Annotated in this window: 22 protein-coding genes; 12 read left to right on the top strand and 10 right to left on the bottom strand. The window is 71.7% G+C overall.

What is annotated here, in order from left to right; translation table 11 throughout:
* Together efeB and efeO are read right to left on the bottom strand one after the other, a co-directional pair.
* Positions 1-1272, bottom strand: a complete 1272-nt coding sequence (gene efeB / locus ACZ4O3_RS20090; protein ID WP_362726024.1) for an iron uptake transporter deferrochelatase/peroxidase subunit — start codon at positions 1270-1272, stop codon at positions 1-3.
* A 10-nt stretch (positions 1273-1282) separates the two neighbouring features.
* The gene (efeO, locus tag ACZ4O3_RS20085; RefSeq protein WP_467723322.1) at positions 1283-2419 is read right to left on the bottom strand and encodes an iron uptake system protein EfeO; all 1137 of its coding nucleotides are present in this window, start codon (positions 2417-2419) and stop codon (positions 1283-1285) included.
* 483 nt (positions 2420-2902) lie between these two features.
* On the opposite strand from efeO, the gene ACZ4O3_RS20080 reads away from it, so the two are divergent.
* On the top strand, positions 2903-3571 hold the full coding sequence (locus tag ACZ4O3_RS20080; RefSeq protein ID WP_384987465.1) for a PhzF family phenazine biosynthesis protein: 669 nt from the start codon (positions 2903-2905) through the stop codon (positions 3569-3571).
* On the opposite strand, the gene ACZ4O3_RS20075 is transcribed toward ACZ4O3_RS20080, so the two are convergent.
* The 3 genes from ACZ4O3_RS20075 to ACZ4O3_RS20065 form a co-directional block, all read right to left on the bottom strand.
* Positions 3564-3746 carry a hypothetical protein gene (locus ACZ4O3_RS20075; protein ID WP_362725217.1) on the bottom strand — a complete coding sequence of 61 codons (183 nt, stop codon included), beginning with the start codon at positions 3744-3746 and terminating at the stop codon, positions 3564-3566. The genes ACZ4O3_RS20080 and ACZ4O3_RS20075 overlap by 8 nt on opposite strands.
* 71 nt (positions 3747-3817) lie before the next feature.
* On the bottom strand, positions 3818-4546 hold the full coding sequence (gene npdG / locus ACZ4O3_RS20070) for an NADPH-dependent F420 reductase (RefSeq protein ID WP_467723320.1): 729 nt from the start codon (positions 4544-4546) through the stop codon (positions 3818-3820).
* Between the two features lie 37 nt (positions 4547-4583).
* Positions 4584-5663 (bottom strand): sialidase family protein, encoded by a 1080-nt coding sequence (locus tag ACZ4O3_RS20065; protein ID WP_467723318.1) that lies wholly within the window; start codon positions 5661-5663, stop codon positions 4584-4586.
* A gap of 80 nt (positions 5664-5743) precedes the next feature.
* On the opposite strand from ACZ4O3_RS20065, the gene ACZ4O3_RS20060 reads away from it, so the two are divergent.
* Positions 5744-6343: a hypothetical protein gene (locus tag ACZ4O3_RS20060; RefSeq protein WP_362725225.1), complete on the top strand. Its 600-nt coding sequence runs from the start codon at positions 5744-5746 to the stop codon at positions 6341-6343.
* 136 nt (positions 6344-6479) lie between these two features.
* Positions 6480-7748, top strand: coding sequence for an MFS transporter (locus ACZ4O3_RS20055; protein ID WP_467723316.1), 1269 nt, complete (start codon positions 6480-6482; stop codon positions 7746-7748).
* Here the strand turns inward: ACZ4O3_RS20055 and ACZ4O3_RS20050 are convergent, their stop codons facing one another.
* Positions 7749-7982: a hypothetical protein gene (locus tag ACZ4O3_RS20050; RefSeq protein WP_362728149.1), complete on the bottom strand. Its 234-nt coding sequence runs from the start codon at positions 7980-7982 to the stop codon at positions 7749-7751.
* 57 nt (positions 7983-8039) lie between these two features.
* On the opposite strand from ACZ4O3_RS20050, the gene map reads away from it, so the two are divergent.
* Positions 8040-8897, top strand: coding sequence for a type I methionyl aminopeptidase (gene map / locus ACZ4O3_RS20045; RefSeq protein ID WP_467723314.1), 858 nt, complete (start codon positions 8040-8042; stop codon positions 8895-8897).
* Positions 8898-9070: 173 nt separating this feature from the next.
* Positions 9071-9718 carry a biliverdin-producing heme oxygenase gene (locus tag ACZ4O3_RS20040; RefSeq protein ID WP_467723312.1) on the top strand — a complete coding sequence of 216 codons (648 nt, stop codon included), beginning with the start codon at positions 9071-9073 and terminating at the stop codon, positions 9716-9718.
* Positions 9719-9721: 3 nt separating this feature from the next.
* Here ACZ4O3_RS20040 and ACZ4O3_RS20035 read toward each other — a convergent pair whose 3' ends face one another.
* A complete protein-coding gene (locus tag ACZ4O3_RS20035; RefSeq protein WP_362728144.1) occupies positions 9722-10519 on the bottom strand; it encodes a site-2 protease family protein in 798 nt (265 codons plus the stop codon).
* 136 nt (positions 10520-10655) lie between these two features.
* Here ACZ4O3_RS20035 and ACZ4O3_RS20030 point away from each other — a divergent pair, with 136 nt between their 5' ends.
* From ACZ4O3_RS20030 to ACZ4O3_RS20020, 3 genes are read left to right on the top strand one after another with little or no spacing between them, the layout of a single operon-like run.
* Entirely contained in the window at positions 10656-11018 is a 363-nt protein-coding gene (locus ACZ4O3_RS20030) for a hypothetical protein (protein WP_467723310.1), read from the top strand.
* 18 nt (positions 11019-11036) lie between these two features.
* Complete coding sequence (locus tag ACZ4O3_RS20025) at positions 11037-11201, top strand: hypothetical protein (protein WP_467723308.1); 165 nt, start codon at positions 11037-11039, stop codon at positions 11199-11201.
* 35 nt (positions 11202-11236) lie between these two features.
* Positions 11237-14503, top strand: coding sequence for an AfsR/SARP family transcriptional regulator (locus ACZ4O3_RS20020; RefSeq protein WP_467723306.1), 3267 nt, complete (start codon positions 11237-11239; stop codon positions 14501-14503).
* Positions 14504-14520: 17 nt separating this feature from the next.
* Here the strand turns inward: ACZ4O3_RS20020 and ACZ4O3_RS20015 are convergent, their stop codons facing one another.
* The 3 genes from ACZ4O3_RS20015 to panB form a co-directional block, all read right to left on the bottom strand.
* On the bottom strand, positions 14521-15351 hold the full coding sequence (locus tag ACZ4O3_RS20015; RefSeq protein WP_362730990.1) for an ABC transporter permease: 831 nt from the start codon (positions 15349-15351) through the stop codon (positions 14521-14523).
* On the bottom strand, positions 15348-16355 hold the full coding sequence (locus ACZ4O3_RS20010; protein WP_362730992.1) for an ATP-binding cassette domain-containing protein: 1008 nt from the start codon (positions 16353-16355) through the stop codon (positions 15348-15350). The genes ACZ4O3_RS20015 and ACZ4O3_RS20010 overlap by 4 nt, the downstream gene beginning before the upstream one ends.
* Positions 16356-16778: 423 nt before the next feature.
* Positions 16779-17654 carry a 3-methyl-2-oxobutanoate hydroxymethyltransferase gene (gene panB / locus ACZ4O3_RS20005; RefSeq protein WP_467723304.1) on the bottom strand — a complete coding sequence of 292 codons (876 nt, stop codon included), beginning with the start codon at positions 17652-17654 and terminating at the stop codon, positions 16779-16781.
* A 232-nt stretch (positions 17655-17886) separates the two neighbouring features.
* Here panB and ACZ4O3_RS20000 point away from each other — a divergent pair, with 232 nt between their 5' ends.
* From ACZ4O3_RS20000 to ACZ4O3_RS19985, 4 genes are all read left to right on the top strand, one after another.
* Positions 17887-19485: an MFS transporter gene (locus ACZ4O3_RS20000; RefSeq protein WP_362725961.1), complete on the top strand. Its 1599-nt coding sequence runs from the start codon at positions 17887-17889 to the stop codon at positions 19483-19485.
* Between the two features lie 84 nt (positions 19486-19569).
* Positions 19570-20205 carry a TetR/AcrR family transcriptional regulator gene (locus ACZ4O3_RS19995; protein WP_384987438.1) on the top strand — a complete coding sequence of 212 codons (636 nt, stop codon included), beginning with the start codon at positions 19570-19572 and terminating at the stop codon, positions 20203-20205.
* 200 nt (positions 20206-20405) lie between these two features.
* A complete protein-coding gene (locus ACZ4O3_RS19990) occupies positions 20406-21455 on the top strand; it encodes an endonuclease/exonuclease/phosphatase family protein (RefSeq protein ID WP_362725967.1) in 1050 nt (349 codons plus the stop codon).
* Between the two features lie 157 nt (positions 21456-21612).
* Positions 21613-22833, top strand: a complete 1221-nt coding sequence (locus ACZ4O3_RS19985; protein WP_467723302.1) for an MFS transporter — start codon at positions 21613-21615, stop codon at positions 22831-22833.
* Positions 22834-23053 lie beyond the last annotated feature (220 nt).

Below are 23053 nucleotides of genomic sequence, written 5' to 3'. Positions count from 1 at the left end.
TCACGCCCCCTTGGCGGACTCGGCGGACTCGGCGGACCGGGAGAACAGCGTCCGGCCCCACCAGTCGTCCTTGTCCCGGACGCCGGGCGGGACCGCGAAGACCGCCGAACCCACGTGCTGGATGTACTCGTTGAGCGCGTCGGACGCCGACAGCCTGCGCTGCAACGGGATGAACCCGTTGCGCACGTCACGCTGGTAGGCAAGGAAGAACAGGCCCGCGTCCAGCCGCCCGAGCCCGTCGGTGCCGTCGGTGAACGAGTAGCCCCGGCGCAGGATGGTGATCCCGTCGTTGGAGTCGGGGTGCGCGAGCCGCACGTGGGCGTCGGGCTTCATGGCCTTGAGGAACGGCGCGTCGTGCTCCTTGGCCTTGCCGACCGGGGCGCCCTCGCCCTTGTCCCGGCCGAAGACGTCCTCCTGCTCCTGGAGCGAGGTCCGGTCCCAGGTCTCGATGTTCATCCGGATGCGCCGGGCGACGAGGTACGAGCCGCCGCTCATCCACGCCGGACCGTCACCGTCGCCCACCCACACGAACTTCTTCAGCCGGTCGGTCTCGGTGCCCGCGATGTTGCGGGTGCCGTCCTTGAACCCCATGAGGTTGCGCGGGGTCTGGGCGTCCGGCGTGGTCGAGGACGTCTTGCCGAAGCCGAGCTGGGACCAGCGGATCGCGACCTTGCCGAAGCCGATCCGGGCCAGGTTGCGGATGGCGTGCACGGCGACCTGGGGGTCGTCGGCGCAGGCCTGGACGCACAGGTCGCCGCCGGTGCGGGCGGAGTCGAAGTTGTCGCCGGGGAACTGCGGCAGGTCGACCAGGGCGGCCGGGCGGCTGTCCTTCAGGCCGAACCTCTCGAAGAAGGAAGGTCCGAAACCGATCGTCAGCGTCAGCCGGTTCGGCTTCAGCCCGAGCGCCTCGCCGGTGTCGTCCGGGGGCGCCTCGGCGAGCCCGCCGTAGGCGCCCTCGCCGATTGCCTTCCCGGCGGTCAGCCGCCGGGCCGCGGCCGTCCAGTCCTTCAGCAACTGGACGAACTCGTCCCGGTCCTCGGTCTTCACGTCGAACGCGGCGAAGTGCAGCCGGTCCTGGACGGCGGTGGCGATCCCGGCCTGGTGCGCGCCGTGGAACTCGACCGCGCCCCCGGCGTCCGCGGCGGCCGGGGACATGTCGTCACCGGCCTCGGCCATCGCCACCGCGCCCCCGGCCACCGCGGCGCCGAGCGCGAGCCCGGCACCGCCCCAGCCGATGAGCGCGCGTCGCGACGGATTGGCTTTGTCTGCCATGTCCTGCCCCTTACTTGACGACGGTCGCGGCGAGCTTGGACAGCGGCTCCGCGAGCGCGTTGACCGCGTCCGACAGCTCCTTGCGCTGAGCCTTGGTGACCTTGTCGTACGACACGAAGCCGTCCGAGGTGGCGGTCGTGCGGTACTTGTCGAGCAGCGTGTTCAGCGCGGCGAACTGCTTGTCCAGCTCGGTGACCAGGGCCGCGTCGTTCTTCTGCGCGACCGGCTTCAGCAGCTCGTACGCCTTCTGCGCGCCGTCCACGTTGCCCTTGAAGTCGCTGAGGTCGGTGTGCGAGTAGCGGTCCTCCTCGCCGGTGACCTTGCCGGTGGCGACCTCGTCGAGGAGTTCCTTGGCGCCGTTGGCCATGGAGGTGGGGGTGATCTCGGCCTTGCCGACCCGCTGCTGCCAGTCCTTCAGGTCGGTGAGCAGCTCGTCGGCGAGGGTCTTCTGCTCGGCGCCGATCTTCTTGTCCTGCCACAGCGCCTTCTCCAGCGCGTGCCAGCCGGTCCACTTCTGGCCCTTCTCCAGGCCGTCGGCGCGGGTGTCCGTCTTGGGGTCGATGTCACCGAAGGACTCGGCGATCGGCTCGGTGCTCTCCCAGCCGACGCGGGAGGGGGCGTAGGCGTTCTTGGCGGCGGTGAGGTCGCCGGCCTTGATGGCGTCGACGAACGTCTCCACCTTCGGGATCGTCGCGTCGGCCTCGCCCTGGGCCCACTCGCGGTAGTCGGCGACGGCCTTGTCGAGCGTCGGGTTGCGCTTGGCGGCCGCACCGGAGCCGGTGACGGTCAGCTTCTGCCGCACGCCGTGCCCCTTCATCCCGGGGCGGCAGGCTATCTCGTACGACCCCGCCTTCACCTCGGCGGTCAGCGTGTACTTGGTGCCCGGGCCGATGTTCTCCTTCTCCGAGACGATGCGGTCGTCGGGGAAGAGGATCTCGACCTCGGTGGCCTTGGAGCCCGTGTTCTCGATGGCGAGCGTGACCTGCCCGGCCGGCACGGACTTGACCGACGTCTCGCACTTGGCGTCGGCAGCGGTCACCTGGATCGCGTCGTCGCCCTTGGCGTCGCTCTTCGCCGTGCAGGCCGAGAGGGCGGTCAGAGCGGCCACGGTGGCGGCAGCGGTGACGGTGAGTCGGACGGCACGCATGCAGGCTCCAAGCAGGGGAGGTGTGGTGAGGCTGACCTAAGTTACATGAGGCTTACCTCACTGGTACCCACCCGGGTCGGGATTGACCGGACACGGATAGATCACAGATACGGCTTGATCTCGGCGGCGAAAAACCGCCACCAAGGAATGGTCAAGGGAAGGTCAAGCAAGCCGTTTCGGGCTTACGACGGGCCGGCTCCGCCGGTCTGACGCGGAGGACGACCGCCACGGACGCAGCCGGCTCGGCGAGCGGCGGCGTCACCGGTTCCATCACCGGCGGCACCGGCGGCAGTCTCGCCTCCACCGGCTCGGCCCTTCCGGCCGCCGCCCTCGGCACGGCCGCCGCCGTCACGGTTTCGGCGGGCGCGGGCGTGGTGTTCGCGATGCGCAGGCGCCGCACCGAGGCGTGATCCCCGCCCGGCGGCGGCCGCAGAGCCCTCGCAAGGGGCGACCCGGCCGCCGCCGCGGTGCTTGAATGCCGGAGTGACTGACTACGACGTGCTGCGGGTCTTCTGCGCGGCGAACGGCGGATACGGCAACGAACTCGGGGTCGTCCGGGACGGCTCGCTGCTGCCCGCGCGGGAGGACCGGCAGGCGCTGGCGGCGAAACTCGGATTCAGCGAGACCGTGTTCGTCGACGACCCCGAGCGCGGGGTCGTCGACATCTACACCCCCACCCTGCGGCTGCCCTTCGCCGGCCACCCCTGCGTCGGCACCGCGTGGCTGCTGGACGTGCCCGAACTGGTCACACCGGCCGGTGTGGTCGGCGCCCGGCTGGACGGGGAGTTCAGCTGGATCGAGGCACGCCCCGAGTGGGCCCCGCCGCGCACCCTGCGCCAGTACGCGACGGCCGCCGAGGTGGACGCCCTGCCGGTGCCCGGGCCCGGGGAGTGGGTGTACGCCTGGGCGTGGGAGGACGAACCGGCCGGGCGGGTCCGGGCCCGGGCCTTCCCCGGCCGCGGCGACGGCATCGACGAGGACGAGGCGACCGGCGCGGCCGCGCTGCTGCTCACCGACCGGCTGGGCCGCGCCCTGAACATCACCCAGGGCCGGGGCTCGCAGATCCTCACGGCACCGCAGCCGTACGGCTGGGTGGAGATCGGCGGGCGGGTCCTCCTGGAGGGCGCCGAACGGCAGCCGGGTCTCAGCTAGCGACCGGCTTGTCCGCGCGCCCGCGCCGCACGTAGTACCAGGTCATGTTCGACGACAGCCCCGTCAGCAGCACCCAGACGACACCGATCGGCCAGCTGCCCCGGACGAAGGAGACGACGGCGGCGACGACGGCGAGGACGCAGACGGCCAGGGAGTAGAGGGCGAGGCGGGGCATGGCGGAGTCACTTTCGGGATCGGTCGGCCGGGGGACACCGGTGGGGGCAGCCACCAGTGTCCCCCATCCGCTCAGACGTCCGTGACGCGGAGCCCGGCGTGTGCCTTGTAGCGCCGGTTGACCGAGATCAGGTTGGCGACCAGCGACTCCACCTGGTGGGCGTTGCGCAGCCGCCCCGCGAAGATGCCCCGCATCCCCGGGGTGCGCCCGGCCAGCGCCTGCACGATCTCCACGTCCGGGCGCGCCTCGCCCAGCACCATCACATCGGTGTCGATCTCCTCGACCTCCGGGTCCTGGAGCAGCACCGCCGACAGGTGGTGGAAGGCTGCCGTGACCCGGGAGTCCGGCAGCAGCGCCGCGGCCTGCTCCGCCGCGCTGCCCTCCTCCGGCTTGAGCGCGTAGGCGCCCTTCTTGTCGAAGCCGAGCGGGTTGACGCAGTCCACGACCAGCTTCCCGGCCAGTTCCGCGCGCAGCGACTCCAGCGTCTTGCCGTGCCCGTCCCACGGCACGGCGACGATCACGATGTCACTGCGCCGCGCGCACTCGGCGTTGTCGGCACCCTCGACACCGTGCCCGAGTTCGCCGGCGGCGGCCTGCGCGCGCTCCGCGGCCCGGGAGCCGATGATCACCTTCTGGCCGGCCCGGGCCAGCCGGTAGGCGAGGCCCTTGCCCTGCGGGCCGGTGCCACCGAGCACACCCACGACCAGGCCGGAGACGTCGGGCAGGTCCCAGGGATCCTTGGCGGGGGCCTTCTCGGCCGCCGCCTGCTGTGCACTGTCGGAAGTGTCGGAAGAGGTCATGGGCCGACTCTACGTGCGTGGTGGCGGCCGCACCCGGTCAGGTGAGCCGGTTCACGGGCACCCTGCGGAAGGTGATCGTCGTGTACGCGCTGAAGTCGCCCGTCTCGTACAGGAGGCCGACCGTTTCGGCGTCGACCCGGGTCAGGTCGGAGTAGGCGGCGGGCAGCCCGTCGACCGTGTACACCGGCCGCCAGGTGGTCCCGCCGTCGGCGGAGGCGCGGATCGTCATCAGGGCACGGGTCGCCGGGTCCGCGGGGCCGGAGTACAACAGCACGTCGGGACCGAGGAGTTGCAGCACGCTGGCCTCGCAGACCGGCGCGGTGAGCCCGGCCTGCGGCCGGAACGGCTTCACCAGCGTGCGCCCGCCGTCCGCCGAGTGCGCGTCGGCCCGGCTGCCCGGCGACGGCGAGTCGTTGCGGGTGTTGAAGTAGACCCGCCCGTCGGGGAGTTCGGCCGCGGAGGTCTCGTTAACATTGATGTAGCCGTCGGTGTTCTCGTCGACGTAGCCGAGGTACCAGGTCTCGCCCCGGTCGTCGCTGAGCAGACAGTGCCCGCTGTTGTACCTGGCCTCGGTGCCGTTGTCGGTCCCGGTCGGCGCGAGGGTGTGGTTCGCGGCCACGACGACCCGTCCGGTGCGCAGTTGGACGGCGTGCCCGGGTGTGGTCGCGTACCACCGCCACCCGGCCCTCTTCACCGTCTCGGTGATCTCCGTAGGGGCGGACCACGTCATCCCGTCGTCGTCGCTGTGCCGCACCCACACCCGCCGCCCGTCCGCCTCCGGCACCTGTCCGCGCAGGATGGCGTCCTCGGTGGCGGAGGCGGCGTTGCGGACGTGGACCAGCAGGATCCGGCCGGTGTCCAGCACGACCGGGGCGGGGTTGCCGGCGAGGTCGGTGCCGTTGCCCGCGGCGACCTGCAGCGCCCCCCAGGTACGCCCCCCGTCGGTGGACCTCTTCAGCACCACCTCGATGTGCCCGTGATCGGCGGCGGAGTCGACCCTGCCCTCGCAGAAGGCGAGCACGGTGCCCGCCCGGGAGACCACCACGGCCGGGATCCGGAAACTGGCGTAGCCCTCGGTGCCCGCGCGAAAGGGAACGCTTGCCTCTACGTCGCTCATGGGCCGCCTTCTCCCCGGGTCGGGCGAATTCGCGGTGAACTCCGCGTCACGAGTGACCGATTGCGGCAGTATGCCGGGACATGGACGCCGTACGGGTCGCACTGCTGCGTGAAGTGCTCGCCGGAACCGAGTGGCTGGGGGCGACGCGGCGCTTCGCGGGCGCGCTGCGGGGCTCGGTGGTGAATCACGGCGGCGGACTGCTGCTGCTCGGCACCCCGGAGTACGAGCCGTGGCACCTCGCCGCGCACCTCGTGGACGAGGCCACGTGGTCCGGTACGCCGGAACTGGCGCCGACGCTGGTACGGCACGGGGCCCGCCCCACGGACCCGGCGCATCTCGCCGCCGGCCTCGGCCGCATCGGGGCGGCCCGCCGGGGGGAGACGCTGCTGGTGGTGGCGCCGGCCGCGTCGGCACCGCTCCTGGACCACGTGCACACCGCCCGCCGGGCCGGCGTGACGGTACTGGCGCTGTCCGCCACGGCCGACGACGCGCTGACGGCGATGGCCCACGAGACGCTCACCGTCCCGGACGGCGCGGAACTGGACCTGGACACGGTCCAGCACCTGGTCAGCGCGGCGACGGGGGAGAACGGACCGTCTCCGCGAGCCCGCCGCCGCTTCAGGGACCGCCTGTCCAGGCTGGCCGAGACGGTGACGGCCCCGCCCCCGACCCCCTGGTGATCTCCGCCCGCCCCGGCCGGCCACCTGCCTCCGGCCGCACCGGAGAAGGTTCTTCCCCGCCCCTGCGCCGACCGAGTCGGGTGGGTGACGGAAAAGCGGTTGAGGCGGCGTCGGCGGCCGTTCAGCATGGCTCAGCGTGACCGTGCTTCCCGACCTCGCCCCCTGGCGGGCCTCCGTCGACTTCCGTCGGCTGTGGGCCTCCGGCCTGATCAGCAACTTCGGGACCTTCCTGACGTTCGTGGCGCTCCCGGTGCAGATCAAGGACCTCACCGGGAGCGCGACCGCCGTGGGGGCCATCGGCGCGGTGGAGCTGATCCCGCTCATCCTCTTCGGCCTCTACGGCGGGGCCCTCGCCGACGCCCTCGACAAACGGCTGCTCATCCTGTGGACCGAGGCCGGTCAGGGCCTGCTCAGCGCGGCCCTGCTGCTCAACGCCCTGCTGCCGCGCCCGGCCGTCTGGCCGCTGTACGCCGTCGCCGCGCTCTCGGCCGCACTGGGCTCGGTCCAGCGCCCCGCCCTCGACTCGCTGTGGCCGAGGATCGTCGCCCACGACGACCTCCCGGCCGCCGCCGCCCTCAACTCGTTCCGCTGGACGGTCGGCGGCGTCGCCGGGCCCGCCGTCGCCGGTCTGGTCGTGGCGTACGCGGGCCTCGGCTGGGCGTACGGCGCCGACCTCGTCACGTTCGCCGTCTCGGTCGTGCTGATCGTGCCGATCGCGGCGTCCCCCGCCGCCCACGAGGCCGTGAAGCCCTCGCTGCGCTCCATCGCGGAGGGCGCCCGCTACGCCTGGGGCCGCAAGGAACTCCTCGGTACCTACGCCGTGGACCTCGCGGCGATGTTCCTGGCGATGCCGCTCGCCGTGCTGCCGTTCCTGGCCGACGAGTTGGACGCGAAGTGGTCGCTCGGGCTGATGTACGCGGCCATCCCGGCCGGTTCCCTCCTCGTGAGCCTGGTCAGCGGCTGGACCGGGCGGGTGCGCAGGCACGGGCGGATGGTGGTGCTGTCGGCGGCGCTGTGGGGCCTGGCGATCGCCGCCGCCGGCGCCGTGCGCCACGTGTGGCTGGTCCTGTTCCTGCTGGCCGTGGCCGGCGGCTGCGACATGGTCAGCGGGATCTTCCGGGGCGCCATGTGGAACCAGACGATCCCCGACGAGCTGCGCGGCCGGCTCGCCGGGATCGAGCTGTTGTCGTACTCGGTCGGGCCGACCCTCGGCCAGGTGCGTGCCGGTGGCATGGCCGGACGGCTGGGCGTCCGGGCGTCCGTCGGCGTGGGCGGCCTGCTGTGCACGGGCGCGGTCGGCCTGCTGGCCCTGTGCCTGCCCGCGCTGATGGCGTACGACGCCCGCACCAACGAGCACGCCGTGCGGCTGCGCGCCCAGCGCGCGGCCGCACCCACCCGGCTCTGATCAGCTCTCTTCGGAGGAGTCCCCGGCCGGGGCGTCGTGCCAGCGCGGATCGTTCTCCCACTGGAGGTTGCGCTCCCGTGCCATCTCCATCGCGTGCTCGGCCTCCCCACGGGTGGCGTAGGGGCCGAACCGGTCCTTGGCAGGGCACTCGGGGCCCTCCTCGACCTTCTTGTGCTCCAGGCAGTAGTACCACTCACCCGGCTTACCGACGGTCCGCTTCTTGAACAGGGCCATGAACGCTCCTTTCGCCATCCACATGTTCCCGCATGTCCGCTGGTTAGACTCGCTGGTATGTCTGGCCAGTCGCTGCTCGTACCAGGGGAGCTGTCTCCCACCCGTTCGGTACCCGGAAACATCCGCCGCCCCGAGTACGTCGGCAAACCCGCGCCGACCCCGTACACCGGGCCCGAGGTGCAGACCCCGGAGACCATCGAGGCGATGCGGACCGCCGGCCGTATCGCCGCGCAGGCGATGGCGGAGGCGGCGAAGATCATCGCGCCGGGGGTGACCACCGACGAGCTGGACAAGGTCGCGCACACGTACATGTGCGACCACGGGGCCTACCCCTCCACGCTCGGCTACCGCGGCTTCCCCAAGTCGCTGTGCACCAGCCTCAACGAGGTCATCTGCCACGGCATTCCGGACTCGACGGTCCTCCAGGACGGTGACATCGTCAACCTGGACGTGACGGCGTACATCGGCGGGGTGCACGGCGACAACAACGCGACCTACCTGGTCGGGGACGTCGACGAGGAGAGCCGGCTGCTGGTCGAGCGGACCCGGGAGTCCCTCGACCGGGCGGTCAAGGCGGTCAAGCCCGGCCGGCAGATCAACATCATCGGCCGGGTCATCGAGTCGTACGCCAAGCGCTTCGGGTACGGCGTGGTGCGGGACTTCACCGGCCACGGCATCAACTCGTCGTTCCACTCCGGGCTGATCATCCCGCACTACGACAGCCCGCACGCGACGACCGTGATGCAGCCCGGGATGACGTTCACGATCGAGCCGATGCTGACGCTCGGGACGCACGAGTACGACATGTGGGACGACGGCTGGACGGTCGTCACCAAGGACCGCAGGCGGACCGCCCAGTTCGAGCACACCCTGGTGGTGACCGAGACCGGCGCGGAGATCCTCACCCTGCCCTAGCGACCTGATCCGAACGACAGGGCCCAGCCCCGCCGTTTCGCCGGGCCCGTCCTCCGCGTCGGAGGGCGGGCCTTTTTTCGGGTACGCTTTTACCGACATGGTGTCGGTAACTTTCCCGACAGGGCGTTGGCAAGGCGTTGACTTAGGTAAGGCTTACCTTAGAGGATATGCCCATGGACTCCTTCTCGGCACTCATCCGCACCGCGTCCCACGAGCAGCACGCGGTGGCGGAGGCCTCGACGTTCATGAGCGACCTGCTGGGCGGCCGGCACGGCGTGGCCGCCTACGCGCGCTACACCGAACAGCTGTGGTTCGTGTACGAGGCACTGGAGAGGGGGGCCGCACGGCTGGCGTCGGACCCGGTGGCCGGGCCCTTCGTGCAGCCCGAGCTGTTCCGGCTGGCCGCGCTGGAGCGGGACCTCGCGCACCTGCGCGGCGCCGGATGGCGGGCGGGACTCGCGGCGCTGCCGGCCACCGAGGAGTACGCGGCCCGGATACGGGAGTGCGCCGAGGCCTGGCCCGCCGGCTACATCGCCCACCACTACACCCGCTACCTCGGTGACCTCTCCGGCGGCCAGATCATCCGGGACCGGGCCGAGCGGACCTGGGGTTTCGAGAGGAAGGGCGACGGCGTCCGCTTCTACGTCTTCGAGCAGGTCGCCAACCCCGCCGCCCTCAAGCGCGGCTACCGCGACCTCCTGGACGCGGTGGACGCCGACGACCTGGAGCGGCAGCGGATCATCACCGAGTGCAAGCGGGCGTTCGCCCTCAACACGGAGATGTTCCGGGAACTCGGCGAGGAGTTCCCGCTCACCGCGTGAGGATCAGCCGGCCGAGCAGTAGTCGTTCGTCCCCTGCCAGAAGCGGTAGAGCGCGTAGCCGCAGTACTGGGAGTCGGAGTCGACGCCCAGCCCCCGCAGCAGCGTGTCGATCACGTCGAAGAACGCGCTGTTGATGGACGGCACCCACAGCAGCGCGAAGACGAAGAGCAGGCCGAAGGGGGCGAACGGCTCCACCTGGCGCTTGATGCCGTACGACAGCCAGGGCTCGATCACGCCGTAGCCGTCCAGGCCCGGCACCGGCAGGAAGTTCAGGATCGCGGCCGTGACCTGGAGCAGGGCCAGGAAGGCGAGGGCGTAACGGAAGTCGCGCGGCACGCCGTCCAGGGAGTGCAGCCAGAACGGTGCGGTGCAGACGGCGGCGAAGACCACGTTGGTCAGCGGGCCGGCCGCCGAGATGAGGCTGTGCCGCCAGCGGCCGCGGATCCGGTTGCGCTCGATGAAGACCGCGCCGCCCGGCAGACCGATCCCGCCCATGATCACGAACAGCACGGGGAGCACGATGCTCAGCAGGGCGTGCGTGTACTTCAGCGGGTTCAGGGTCAGGTAGCCCTTCGCGCCCACGGTGATGTCACCGCTGTGCAGGGCGGTGCGCGCGTGCGCGTACTCGTGCAGGCACAGCGAGACGATCCAGGCCGCCGTCACGAACAGGAACACGGCGACCCCGGGCTGCTCGGCGAACCCGGACCAGGTGGCCCACCCGGTGACCGCGGTGACGGCCGCGATCCCGACGAAGACGGGAGAGATCCGCCGGTCGCTGTGGCGGGTGGTGGTGGCGGTCATGGTCCGGGACTCCTGGGGCGCGTCGGTGGTGGCGTGCGGGGTCGACCGTACAGGTGACGGATGAAGGACGTCATGCGGAGGGCTGTGGGTTCCTGGTGGTCGTCACGCTGATATCAAGTCGAACCATGGGGTGCTCATGACGATCGCAGACGGATGGGTTGAACTGGTCCAGAACCGGATCGGTGTCCCGCGTAGCGCGCGCCTCCGGCTGACGGAGAACGGTCTGACATCGGTACCGGTAACCCAGGCGCACACGACAACGGCACGGCGCATCCAGAACCAGATCGAGGCCGGGCTGCCCGGCTGGGCGGCGGTCGGCGAGTTCTCGTTGGTCCCGCCCCGAGAGGGATACAAGCCCGAACCCGATGCCGTGGCGCTGCCGCTGGACCAGGTTCACCCGGGTGAGAGCGAGATCAACGAGGCGTTGCTGCCTTTCGTCGTCGAAGTCGTCTCCCCGGAGAGCAAGAACCGGGGCTTCGACACGAAGCCGAGCCACTAGGCACTGCGCGGCATTCCGGTGTACCTCATCGTCGACGTGCTCTCCGCGACCTGGACGCTCCTGACCCAGCCGGAAGGCGGCACCTATCAGTGCACGCAGTCCGGCCTCTTCGGCGAGGAGATCACCGTTCCCGTAGCCGACCAGACCCTCACCCTCGACTCCTCGCAGTTCATGCGCATCTGAAACCCGCCAGCGGGGTCCGGGCGTCCCCAGGGACAATGGACCCCGTGCGCTACGCGATTCTCGGCACCACCCAGGCCCTCCGCCCCGACGGCACGGCCGTCCCCGTGGGCGGGGCACGGCTGCGTGCCCTGCTGACCGTGCTGGCGTTGCGGCCCGGGCGCGCGGTGCCCGCCGGGCTGCTCGTCGACGAGGTGTGGGGCGAGGACCCGCCCGCGGACGCCGGTGGCGCCCTCCAGGCGCTGGTGGGCCGGCTGCGCCGGGCGCTCGGCGCGGACGCGATCGAGTCCACCGGCGGCGGCTACCGGCTCGCGGCCGCCTCCGACGACATCGACCTGCACCGCTTCGAGCGGCTCACCGGCGAGGGCCTGCGCGCGCTCGCCGACGGCGACCCCGCCAAGGCGGCGACCGTCCTCGACGACGCCCTCGCCCTGTGGCACGGCCCGGCCCTGGCCGACCTGCCCGACCGTACCGCCGAGGCGGCCCGCGTCGACGTCCGCCGTCTGGACGCGCTGCGCGCCCGCCACACCGCGGCCCTCGGCCTCGGCCACGCCGAACAGGCCCTGCCCGAGCTGACCGCCCTGTGCGACGCCCACCCCCTGGACGAACCCCTCCAGACGCTGCGCCTGCGCGCCCTGCACGCCTGCGGCCGTACCGCCGAGGCGCTGGCCGCCTACGACGACGTACGGCGTCTGCTCGCCGACCGGCTCGGTTCCGACCCCGGGGCAGAACTGCGGTCCCTGCACTCCGAGTTGCTCGATCCGGCGGCGGCACCCGAGGTGCCGTCCAGGCCCGGCAACCTGCGCGCCCGGCTCACCTCCTTCGTCGGACGCGACAGGGACCTGGAGGTCATCCGGGGCGACCTCGCCGCCGCCCGGCTGGTCACCCTGCTCGGGCCCGGCGGGGCCGGCAAGACCCGGCTGTCCCAGGAGGCCGCCGAGTCCGTGCGGAACACCGTCCGGGACGGGGTGTGGCTGGCCGAACTGGCCCCCGTCGACGACCCGGCGGACGTCCCCGAGGCCGTGCTCAGCGCCCTCGGTGCCCGCGAGACCGTGCTCTACGGCGCCGGCGCCGAAGGCATGCGGGCCGCCGCCGACCGGCACGACGACCCGGTCGAGCGGCTCGTCGACCACTGCTCCCGGCGCCGGCTGCTGATCGTCCTCGACAACTGCGAGCACGTCGTCGACGCGGCGGCCGACCTCGCGGCCCGGCTCCTCGAACGCTGCCCGGACCTGACGATCCTCGCCACCAGCCGTGAACCCCTCGGTGTCCCGGGGGAGTTGCTGCGGCCGGTGGAGCCGCTGCCCGACCCGGTGGCGCTGCGGCTGCTCGCCGACCGGGGCGCCGCGGCCCGGCCGGGCTTCACGGTCGACGCCGACGAGGAGACGACGGCGGCCTGCGCCGAGATCTGCCGCCGCCTGGACGGACTGCCCCTCGCCATCGAACTGGCCGCCGCCCGGCTGCGGATGCTCACGCCCCGGCAGATCGCCGACCGGCTCGACGACCGTTTCCGTCTCCTCACCTCCGGCAGCCGTACCGTGCTGCCCCGCCAGCAGACCCTGCGCGCCGTGGTCGACTGGTCCTGGGACCTGCTCGACGCCGACGAACGCGGCGTCCTCGGCCGGCTCTCCGCGTTCGCGGGCGGCTGCGACCTGGCCGCCGCCGAGGCGGTCTGCGGCCCCGCCGCCCTCGACGCGCTCGCCTCCCTGGTCGACAAGTCCCTGGTCGTCGCCGCCCCTTCGGACGGGCAGGGGATGCGCTACCGGCTCCTGGAGACCGTCGCCGAGTACGCCGGTGCCCGCCTGGACGAAAGCGGTGACCGTCCGGCCGCCGAGCGCGCCCATCTGACGTACTACCGCGAACTCGCCCGCACCGTGGACCCGTTGCTGCGCGGCACCGGCCAGCGCGCCGCCGTGGCCCGGCTGGAGCTGGAGTACGAGAACCTGCGCACCGCCATCCGTCACGCCATCGCCGCCAAGGACGAGCACGAGGCGTTGTGCCTGGCCCACTCCCTGGTCTGGTACTGGCAGTTGCGTGACAAGCGGGTCGAGTCCCGTACCTGGTGCGCCGACATCATGGCCCTCGGTCCGGACCCCTTCGCCGAGCCGGTCCGCCGCGCGGAACCGGTCTGGCAGCGCGTGCACGACACCCCGCCGCCGTACGCCGGAGAGCTCCTCGTCGAGGCCCGGCGTGGCATCCATCTGGCTCACCTGGCCTGTATGGACACCGAGTTGGACGCCTGGCAGACCCCGGCCGCGCAGGCCAAGATGCGCGCCGTCGTCCAGGCCTACCAGCCCGGCCTGCCGCAGACCTGCCGGGCCCCCGGCATGTTCTGGTTCTTCGCCGTGATGCTGACCGGCGGCCTGGAGCAGCTGCGTACCATCGTCGACGCCGGAGTGGAGACCTGCCGTCGTACACCCGGCTACGAGTGGGAACTCGCCGGCGCCCTCCAGCTGCGCGCCAACGTGTTCGCCAACTTCGCGACCTCGGCCGGTGCCGCCACCCGTGACGCGGACGAGGCCCTGGAGATCTTCCGGCGCCTCGGGGACGACTGGGGCACCGCCGAGGCGTTCTCGGCGCGCGCCGAGTCCCGCGAACGCATGGGGGAGTACCGGGAGGCCGCCGACGACTACGAGGCCGCCATCGAGCGCGCCGGACGGCTCGACGCCCGCACCCAGGTCGCGGTGCTCAACGCCCGCCTCGGCATGGCGCTGCTCGAACTGGGCGAGATCGAGCGTGGTGAACGGCTGCTGCGCGAGGTCATCGCCGATCACGACAGCAGCCACAACGAGGCGATGCCCGCCGCCCGGCTCTTTCTCACCGTGTGGCTGCTGCTGACCGACCGGATCACCGAGGCCCGCGAGCAACTCCGGTTGCTGCGCGATCAGTTCAGGATCTCGCACTTCGTGGTCTTCGACGCCATGATCCTCGTCCAGGAGGCCTGGGTGGACGCCCTCGACGGCCGCCACCAGGAAGCCCTGGCCAAGCTGCGCGAGGCGATAGCGCACTCCACCGACCCACTGGCCCAGGCCGTCACCCCGCAGTCCGGCTCCTCCAGCCTGACCGTCGCCGCCTTCGCCCTGGCCGGCATGGACGACGGCGCCCGCGCCCAGGACGCCGCCCGCTGTCTGGGCGCCGCCGACGCCCTGCAGCCGGCCGGGCATGTCTCCTCCGGCATGGAACGCAGGCTGCACGCCCGCGCCGAGGCCCGGGTCCGCGCCGCACTCGGCGACGACGCCGCCTACGAGGCCGCGTATGCCGAGGGCGGTGGCCTCTCCCTCGCGGAGGCCACCGCCCTGCTCTGATCCGGACTCCCGGACCTTCAGCTCTTGGTGCGGAACCTGTAGACCGCGTACGGGGCGGCCACCGCCGTGATCGCCACCGACCAGCCCAGCGTGATCCACAGGTCGTGGGCGACCGGGCCGCCGATCATCAGGCCGCGGGCCGCGTCGGCGAGCGTGGACAGCGGGTTGTAGTCGGTGAAGGCCTGCAGCCAGCCCGGCATCGACTTCGTCGGGGCGAAGATCGACGAGCCGAACTGCAGCGGGAACAGCACCAGGAACCCCATCGCCTGCACGGACTGCGCGCTCTTCAGGATCACGCCGAGGGTGAGGAACACCCACATGATCGAGGAGGCGAACACCGCGGACAGGCCCACGGCCGCGAACAGCCCGGCCCAGTGGGTGATGTGGAACCCGACCAGCACGGCGACGACCATCAGCACGGCGGTCGCGAACAGCATCCGCACCAGCTCGACGGAGATCTTCGCGAACAGCACCGAGCCGCGCCCGATCGGCAGCGACCGGAACCGGTCCATCACGCCGGAGTTGAAGTCCTGGCTGAAGCCGGTGCCGACGCCCTGCGAGAGCGTCATGCTCATCATCGCGATCATGCCCGGGATGACGTACTGGACGTAACCGTCCTGGCCGCCGCCGAGAGCCTGCCCGATCGAGCCGCCGAAGACGTACACGAACAGCAGCGTGAAGACGACCGGCATCAGCAGCGCGTCGAACATCGACTCGGGGTCCTGCCGGATCCACAGCAGGTTGCGGCGGATCAGGGCGCCGGTGTGCCGCAGGTGCCCGCGCAGCGGGATCCGGGCGTCGGCGGCGCCCGGGGTGGTGACGGCCGGGGTGGTGGTGACGGCGCTCATACGGCGACCTCCTCGCGGTCGTCGGCGGGCGTGGCGTCCTGCGGGGCACTGGCGCGGTGGCCGGTGAGGGACAGGAAGACCTCGTCCAGGCTGGGCAGTTCGGTGACGATGGAACTGATGGTGATACCGCGGGCGGTGACGGCGCCGACCACCGCGGTCAGCTGCTCGTCGCTGAGGATCGGCACCAGCAGGGTGCCCCGCTCGGCGTCCACGGTCGTGTTGGCGAGCCCGGTGATGCCCAGCTCGTCGATCATGGCGGCGAGCGGCCGTACCTGCAGCGGGTCGACCGGCTGCACGCGCAGCGTCCGCCCGCCGACCTTGGCCTTGAGCTCCTCCACCTTGCCGCCGGCGATGACCTTGCCGCGGTCCACGACGGTCAGTTCGGAGGCGAGCTGCTCGGCCTCCTCCATGTACTGGGTGGTCAGCAGGACGGTCACGCCCTCGCCGACCATCGCCTTGACCTCGTCCCACACCTCGTTGCGGGTGCGCGGGTCGAGACCGGTGGTCGGCTCGTCCAGGAACAGCACCTGGGGGTGTCCGATCATCGAGGCGGCCAGGTCCAGGCGCCGCCGCATGCCACCGGAGTAGGTGCTCGCCGGGCGCTTGGCGGCGTCCGTCAGCGAGAACCGCTCCAGCAGATGGTCGGCCCGGGCCCGGGCGTCCTTGCGGGACAGGTCGAGCAGGCGCCCGATCATGTAGAGGTTCTCCCAGCCAGGCAGCTTCTCGTCGACCGAGGCGTACTGCCCGGTCAGTCCGATCACCCGGCGCAGCTGGCGGGGCTGGGAAAGGACGTCGTAGCCGGCGACGGTGGCCTGACCGGCGTCGGGCTTCAGCAGCGTGGACAGGATCCGGACGATGGTCGTCTTGCCGGCCCCGTTCGGCCCGAGGACACCCATCACGGTGCCCTCGCGGACGTCCAGATCAACTCCGTCGAGAGCCTTGGTGTCGCCGTAGTGCTTCACCAGCCCCCGTACGGTCACGGCGGTGTTGTCGATTCGCGTCATGGGAAGAACCGTGCCAGGCCCCACCGACAAACCACCGACAGGCCGCCGACACCGGCCGACAGCCGGCCGACACGGGTTCCTGGCGGGGGCGTGCCCGGCCACACCGCCCAGGCCGGCGACGCCGGCCGACCGGACCTGCGGCCGCGCGCCGGGTCCTGCCTGACGGGCTGCGTCCGGGCGACGCGCACCTGCCCGGTCGCCCGGATCACCCGCGTGGTGGGAACCCGCCGGCATGGCAGGGGCACCGCCGTCGAGGCGGCCCGCGCCGTGGTCGACCGGCCGGCCCGGCCGCCGGGACCGTCCGATGCGGATCCACGCCGGCGAACCCCGGTCCGCGAGAGCGGCGCCGCCCCGGCGCGAACGGCAGCCGGCCCGCCGACGGGGGAAGATCGGCGGGCCGGCCTGGGTGTTGCCGCAGTGGCTCTAGTGGACGGAGTGCTCCTCCAGCGGGAACGTTCCGCCGATGACGTCCTCGGCGTAGGCCCGCGCCGCGTCGCCCATGACCGCGCGCAGGTCCGCGTACTTCTTCACGAACTTCGGCACCCGGCCGGAGGTCAGGCCCAGCATGTCCGTCCAGACCAGGACCTGTGCGTCGGTGTCGGGACCGGCGCCGATGCCGACGGTCGGGATGTGCAGCACCCGGGTCACCTCGGCCGCCAGCTCCGCGGGGACCAGTTCGAGCACGACCGCGAACGCGCCCGCGTCCTGGACCGACTTGGCGTCGCGCAGCAGCTGCTGGGCCGCCTCCTCGCCACGGCCCTGCACGCGGTAGCCCATCGCGTTGACCGACTGCGGGGTCAGGCCGATGTGCGCCATCACCGGGATGCCGGACTCGACGAGCAGCCGGATCTGTTCGTGCGAGCGCTCGCCGCCCTCCAGCTTGACCGCGCCGACCCCGGCCTCCTTCACCATCCGGGTCGCCGAGCGCAGCGCCTGCACCGCGCCCTCCTGGTAGGAGCCGAAGGGAAGGTCGCCGACGATGAGGGCGCGCCGGGTGCCGCGGACCACGGCCGCCGACAGCATCGTCATCTCGTCCAGGGTGACCGGCACCGTGGACTCGTAGCCGAGGTGGCAGTTGCCCGCCGAGTCGCCGACCAGGAGCACCGGGATCCCGGACTCGTCGAAGACGGACGCGGTCATCGCGTCGTAGGCGGTGAGCATGGGCCACTTCTCGCCGCGTTCCTTGGAGAGGGCGATGTCGCGGACCGTGATGCGGCGGGTGCCCTTACCCCCGTACAGCGTCCTGCTGCCGTCGGAGGGAGTGTTCTGCGCGGGCTGGGCAGCCGAGAGCTGCGTCATGGCAACGGCTCCTTCAATTCATCTCGAGGCACCCTCACGGTGTCCCCGGACCGCTTCCATGGTGGCACTTCGTGCCGTCCTCGGCCAGGGGACCTCCATGTGATCCATCGGTCACCGGCCGTCGGCCCGCGGCGGGCTCGACGGGTCCCGTCATGACGCGTTGTGTAAGGCCTGGGCAAAGGAATTCAGATACGAGACGGTGCCGTATTGAAATGGGCCTAGGCTCGTCGGCATGACAACTCCTGCCGACCGCGCTCCAGCCGGCCCCCGCATACCCGAGGAGGTGCACCGGCGCCGCTGGGCGATCCTCGGCGCGCTCATGTTGAGCCTGCTGATCGTGGTGCTCGACAACTCGATCCTGAACGTCGCCATCAAGACCATCTCCACCCCAGCCCCGACCGGTCTGGGCGCCACCCAGAGCCAGCTGGAGTGGGCGATCAACGCCTACACCCTGGTCTTCGCGGGTCTGCTGTTCACCGCCGGCCTCATCGGCGACCGGCTCGGCCGCAAGAAGGTGCTGATCGGCGGCCTCGTCGTGTTCGGCGTCGGCTCCGCCCTGGCCGCCGAGTCCGGCTCGCCGGGCCAGCTGATCGCCTACCGTGCGCTGATGGCCCTCGGTGCCGCCTTCGTGATGCCCGCCACCCTCGCCGTCCTGATGAACGTCTTCGAACGCCAGGAACAGCCCAAGGCCATCGGCATCTGGGCCGGCGGTGTCGGCCTCGCCATCGCGATCGGCCCGATCACCGGCGGTGTGCTGCTCGACCACTTCTGGTGGGGCTCGGTCTTCCTCGTCAACGTGCCGATCGTGATCCTCGCGCTCGTGCTGATGGTGTGGCTGGTGCCCGACTCGCGCGACCCGCGTCCGGGCCGCCTCGACCCCGTCGGTGTCGTGCTCTCCGTCGTCGGCCTGGTCCTGCTGGTCTACGGCATCATCAAGGGCGGCGAACTGGCCGACTTCACCGACGCCAAGGTGCTCGCGACCGTCATCGCCGGTGTCGTGGTGCTCGCCGGTTTCGTGATCTACGAGATGCGCAGCGACCACCCGTCCCTGGACGTCACCTACTTCAAGAACAAGGTCTTCTCCTCCGCCATGGCCGCCATCGCGCTGGTCTTCTTCGCGCTGATGGGCGTGACCTTCTTCTCGGTCTTCTACACCCAGAGCGTGCGCGGCTACTCGCCGCTGCAGTCCGGTCTGCTGCTGCTCCCCCTGGCCGCCGCCCAGCTGATCTTCGCGCCGCGGGCCCGGCTGGTCGTGGACCGGATCGGCAACAAGGCCACCACCACCGCGGGCCTGGTACTGATCGCGGCGATGCTGGGCATGTTCGCGACGTTCGAGACCGACACCCCGATCTGGCTCCTGGAGGTCGTCTTCTTCCTGATGGGCACCGGCATGGCGCACATCATGACGCCCACCTCGGTCGTCATCATGCAGGCCCTGCCCCGGGAGAAGGCCGGTTCCGCCTCCGCGCTCAGCAACACCTTCCGCCAGGTCGGCGGCGCCCTCGGGATCGCCGTCCTCGGCTCGGTCCTGTCGACGTCGTACCGCAACGGCATCGAGGGCGAGCTCGGCGCGCTGCCGCCGGGGCTGCGCGGGACCGCCGGCGAGTCCATCGAGGCCACGCTGGGTGTCGCCCAGAAGCTCGGGGCGCAGGGCAAGGACCTGGTCACGCCCGCCAACGACGCCTTCCTGCACGCCATGCACATGACCGCACTGTGCGGCGTGGGCGTCGCGCTGATCGGTGCCGTGGTCACGGCCCTCTTCCTGCCGGGCAAGCCGCCGGCCGGTCAGCAGGGCGACCGGGAGCAGGAGTTGGTCGCCGCCGCGGAGTGAGCGGACACACGGTAGGGGGCGGATCCACGGGGGGAGGCTGGGGCTGCGGGAGAATTCCCGCAGCCAGTGAGAGGACGGTATGACGTGAGGCTTGCCGACAGCCGGCCGCGGTCCGTGGGTCCCGCCCGGGGGCGTCCCCGCAGCGAGGCGGTGGAGAACGCCATCCTGGAAGGGGTGATGAAGCTCCTGGAGGACGGTGTTCCGCTTGCCGAGCTGTCCATCGAGCGGATCGCCCGGACCGCCGGCGTCGGCAAGGCCACCATCTACCGACGCTGGAACGGCAAGGAGGAGCTCTTCGTCGACGTCATCCGGGCCGCCGAGCCCGCCGACCCCGAACTCCCCGGCACCTCCATGCGCGACGACCTCGTCGTCCTGCTCGAATCGCTGCGCCGGCGCGGACTGATGAACCGTTCGTCGGCGATCCTGCACAACGTGTACGCCCAGATGAAGAGCAGCCCCCGCATCTGGAACGCCTATCACGCCAACGTCGTCAACCCGCGGCGCGAACTCGGCAAGGAAGTGCTGCGCCGCGGTCAGTGCAACGGCGAACTCCGCGCCGACATCGACGTCGACCTGGCCAACGACATGTTCACCGGCCCGATGCTGCTCCGGGCCATCCTGCGCCCGGACACGGACCTCCCCGAGGGTCTGGCCGAGGAGATCGTCGACTCCGTACTGGCCGGCCTACGGCCCGTCAGCTCCCCGGACCCGCAGCCGTAGCGGCTGCCGCCGTCATCGGCGGAATGTGCACGTTTCGTCACAGTGCACCCGAACCGGCCGGTAACCGGAACCTCTTCGGCCGGTGTCTTCGTCCTCGTCTTCCGTACGGCCGTCATGTGACGGCGGGATCGAGCCGATCATCCCCTAGGGTCGTATCCCGGGGGGACGACGGTGTGCACGGCAGGTTGTGAGGCAGGCGTATGGCGCAGCAGGCGTACATGACGGAGACGGACAACGGCGGCTCGGGGCCCGAGCGTCGGGGAGACCGGTTCCGGCGCCTGGTGAACCGCCTCCTCGCGGGCTGGCGCGACGATCCACGCATCTGGCGCCGGGGAGTCGTCCTCGCCGCCGTCGCGCTGCTGCTGGCCGGCGTGATGCTGATGCACTCCCGCATCCCCAACGCCATCGGCAACCTCGGCAGCCTCACAGAGACGTTCCTGCCCTGGCTGGGCCTGCTGATCCCGGTGCTGGTGCTGCTCGGCTTCCTGCGCAGGTCCGCGACCGCGCTCATCGCCGTACTCCTCCCGCTGATCGTCTGGCTGAACATGTTCGGCGGGCTGCTCACCGACAAGTCCGGCACCGGCGGCGACTTCACGGTCGCCACGCACAACGTGAACGCGGAGAACCCCGACCCGGCGGGCACCGCCGGTCAACTCGCCGCGTCCGGCGCCGATGTGGTGGCCCTGGAGGAACTGACGGCGTCGGCCGTGCCGGCGTACGAGAAGGCGCTGGCGCCGACGTACAAGTACCACGCGGTCGAGGGCACCGTGGGGCTGTGGAGCAAGTACCCGCTGACCGGGGTGAAGGCCGTCGACATCAAGCTCGGCTGGACGCGCGCGATGCGGGCCACGGCCGCCACGCCGGAGGGTCCCCTCGCGGTCTACGTCGCTCATCTCCCCTCGGTGCGGGTGAAGATGAACGCCGGGTTCACCGCCCGGCAGCGGGACAAGAGTGCGGACGCGCTGGGCGAGGCCATCGCCGACGAGAGCCTGCCGCGGGTGATCCTCCTGGGCGACCTCAACGGCACGATGAACGATCGTTCCCTCAACGGCGTCACCTCGCAGATGCGCTCCACGCAGGGCGCGGCGGGCAGCGGGTTCGGGTTCAGCTGGCCGGCCGCGTTCCCGATGGCGCGCATCGACCAGATCATGGTGAAGGGCGTGGAGCCGGAGAGTTCCTGGACGCTGCCGAGGACGGGCAGCGACCACCTGCCCATCGCCGCCCGTGTGAACCTGACCACATCGGACTAGTCAAAGCTGCTGGTCAGACCGCCGCCGCGCGCTTTGTAAGGACAATCGGACATCGCACGGTAACCCGCCGGAATACTTTGCCTGGGATGCTTTGTTCCGTAGCTGAACTTAAAACACGTCCGCACGGAACCCGCTCCCCGAAAGGCGAAGCCCTCCCATGCCCCTGGCCCTGCTCGCGCTGGCCGTCGGCGCCTTCGGTCTCGGCACCACCGAGTTCGTGATGATGGGCCTGCTGCCCGACGTCGCCGACGACCTGCACATCTCGATCCCTGCCGCCGGGCACCTGGTCTCTGCGTACGCGCTGGGCGTGGTCATCGGCGCCCCGCTCCTGGCCGCACTGACCGCGCGCATACCCCGCCGCACCGTGCTGATCTCCCTGATGGCCCTGTTCGTGGCCGGCAACGCGCTGTCGGCCCTGGCCCCCACCTACGACTGGCTGCTCGCCGCCCGCTTCCTCAGCGGCCTGCCGCACGGCGCCTTCTTCGGCGTCGGCGCGGTCGTCGCGACGAACCTGGTGGCACCGGAACGCAAGGCCCGCTCGGTCTCCCTGATGTTCATGGGCCTGACCGTCGCCAACGTCGCGGGCGTCCCCGTCGCCACCCTCATGGGCCAGCACCTGGGCTGGCGGGCCACCTTCCTGGGCGTGAGCCTGATCGGCGTCGCCGCGATGGCCGCGGTCGCGCTGCTGATCCGCCGGACCGACACCCCGGCCCCGGTCCCCGGCCTGCGCGGCGAAGTGACCGCCCTGCGCTCCCTGCCGGTCTGGCTGGCCCTCGCCACCACCGTCGTCGGCTTCGGCGCCCTCTTCTCCGCGTACAGCTACATCACGCCGATGCTGACGGACTCGGCCGGGTACGCCGACTCCGACGTCACCCTGCTGCTGGCCCTCTTCGGCGTCGGCGCCACCGCGGGCAACCTGATCGGCGGCCGGCTCGCCGACCACGCGATGCGCGGCACCCTCTTCGGCGGCCTGGCCTCCATGGTCGTGGTGCTGCTCCTCTTCCCCGCCCTGATGCACGCGCAGTGGAGCGCGGCCCTCGCGGTGACCCTGCTCGGCGTGGCCGCCTTCGTCACCGGCTCCCCGCTCCAGCTGATGGTCATGGAACGCGCGGCGGCCGGCCCCTCCCTCGCCTCCTCCGCCAACCAGGCGGCCTTCAACCTCGCGAACGCGGGCGGCGCCTGGATCGGCGGCGTGGCCCTGGCCGCGGGCTTCGGCGTCACCTCCCCGGCGGTGGCGGGCGCGGCGCTCGCGGTCCTGGGCCTCGGCGTGGCGAGCGTGGCCTTCGCGGTGGACCGGCGCCGGGACATCCCGTCACCGGGCCGCGAACGGCTGATCGCGTCCCACGTACCGGACCCGGCGGAGCCGGTCCGCTCCTGACCGCCGGCGGATCCGGGCGCACACGTCCGGGTGACCGCCGCTCCGGGGGCCACGGCGGACACGGGCCGTGCGCCGCGCCGTCGGCCGACGCCCGCCGCGGGCGTCTCCCCCGGGTCCGGAGGAGGCGGCGGGTGTCTTTCCTGGGTCCGGACGACGCGCAGGGGCGTGAGGTCTTCGAGAAGACCTCACGCCCCTGCGCTCAGCCGCTGAAGGCAGCGGC

The sequence above is a fragment of the Streptomyces sp. NPDC026515 genome (assembly GCF_055567595.1).
This window is presented reverse-complemented; position numbering and strand designations above follow the sequence as displayed.

Bases quoted from the DNA above. Each gene is read 5' to 3' on its own strand.
- efeB (WP_362726024.1), bottom strand. From the start codon at position 1,272: ATGGCAGACAAAGCCAATCCGTCGCGACGCGCGCTCATCGGCTGGGGC.
- efeO (WP_467723322.1), bottom strand. From the start codon at position 2,419: ATGCGTGCCGTCCGACTCACCGTCACCGCTGCCGCCACCGTGGCCGCT.
- ACZ4O3_RS20075 (WP_362725217.1), bottom strand. From the start codon at position 3,746: ATGCCCCGCCTCGCCCTCTACTCCCTGGCCGTCTGCGTCCTCGCCGTC.
- npdG (WP_467723320.1), bottom strand. From the start codon at position 4,546: ATGACCTCTTCCGACACTTCCGACAGTGCACAGCAGGCGGCGGCCGAG.
- ACZ4O3_RS20065 (WP_467723318.1), bottom strand. From the start codon at position 5,663: ATGAGCGACGTAGAGGCAAGCGTTCCCTTTCGCGCGGGCACCGAGGGC.
- ACZ4O3_RS20060 (WP_362725225.1), top strand. From the start codon at position 5,744: ATGGACGCCGTACGGGTCGCACTGCTGCGTGAAGTGCTCGCCGGAACC.
- ACZ4O3_RS20050 (WP_362728149.1), bottom strand. From the start codon at position 7,982: ATGGCCCTGTTCAAGAAGCGGACCGTCGGTAAGCCGGGTGAGTGGTAC.
- map (WP_467723314.1), top strand. From the start codon at position 8,040: ATGTCTGGCCAGTCGCTGCTCGTACCAGGGGAGCTGTCTCCCACCCGT.
- ACZ4O3_RS20040 (WP_467723312.1), top strand. From the start codon at position 9,071: ATGGACTCCTTCTCGGCACTCATCCGCACCGCGTCCCACGAGCAGCAC.
- ACZ4O3_RS20035 (WP_362728144.1), bottom strand. From the start codon at position 10,519: ATGACCGCCACCACCACCCGCCACAGCGACCGGCGGATCTCTCCCGTC.
- ACZ4O3_RS20030 (WP_467723310.1), top strand. From the start codon at position 10,656: ATGACGATCGCAGACGGATGGGTTGAACTGGTCCAGAACCGGATCGGT.
- ACZ4O3_RS20020 (WP_467723306.1), top strand. From the start codon at position 11,237: ATGGACCCCGTGCGCTACGCGATTCTCGGCACCACCCAGGCCCTCCGC.
- ACZ4O3_RS20015 (WP_362730990.1), bottom strand. From the start codon at position 15,351: ATGAGCGCCGTCACCACCACCCCGGCCGTCACCACCCCGGGCGCCGCC.
- ACZ4O3_RS20010 (WP_362730992.1), bottom strand. From the start codon at position 16,355: ATGACGCGAATCGACAACACCGCCGTGACCGTACGGGGGCTGGTGAAG.
- panB (WP_467723304.1), bottom strand. From the start codon at position 17,654: ATGACGCAGCTCTCGGCTGCCCAGCCCGCGCAGAACACTCCCTCCGAC.
- ACZ4O3_RS20000 (WP_362725961.1), top strand. From the start codon at position 17,887: ATGACAACTCCTGCCGACCGCGCTCCAGCCGGCCCCCGCATACCCGAG.
- ACZ4O3_RS19990 (WP_362725967.1), top strand. From the start codon at position 20,406: ATGGCGCAGCAGGCGTACATGACGGAGACGGACAACGGCGGCTCGGGG.
- ACZ4O3_RS19985 (WP_467723302.1), top strand. From the start codon at position 21,613: ATGCCCCTGGCCCTGCTCGCGCTGGCCGTCGGCGCCTTCGGTCTCGGC.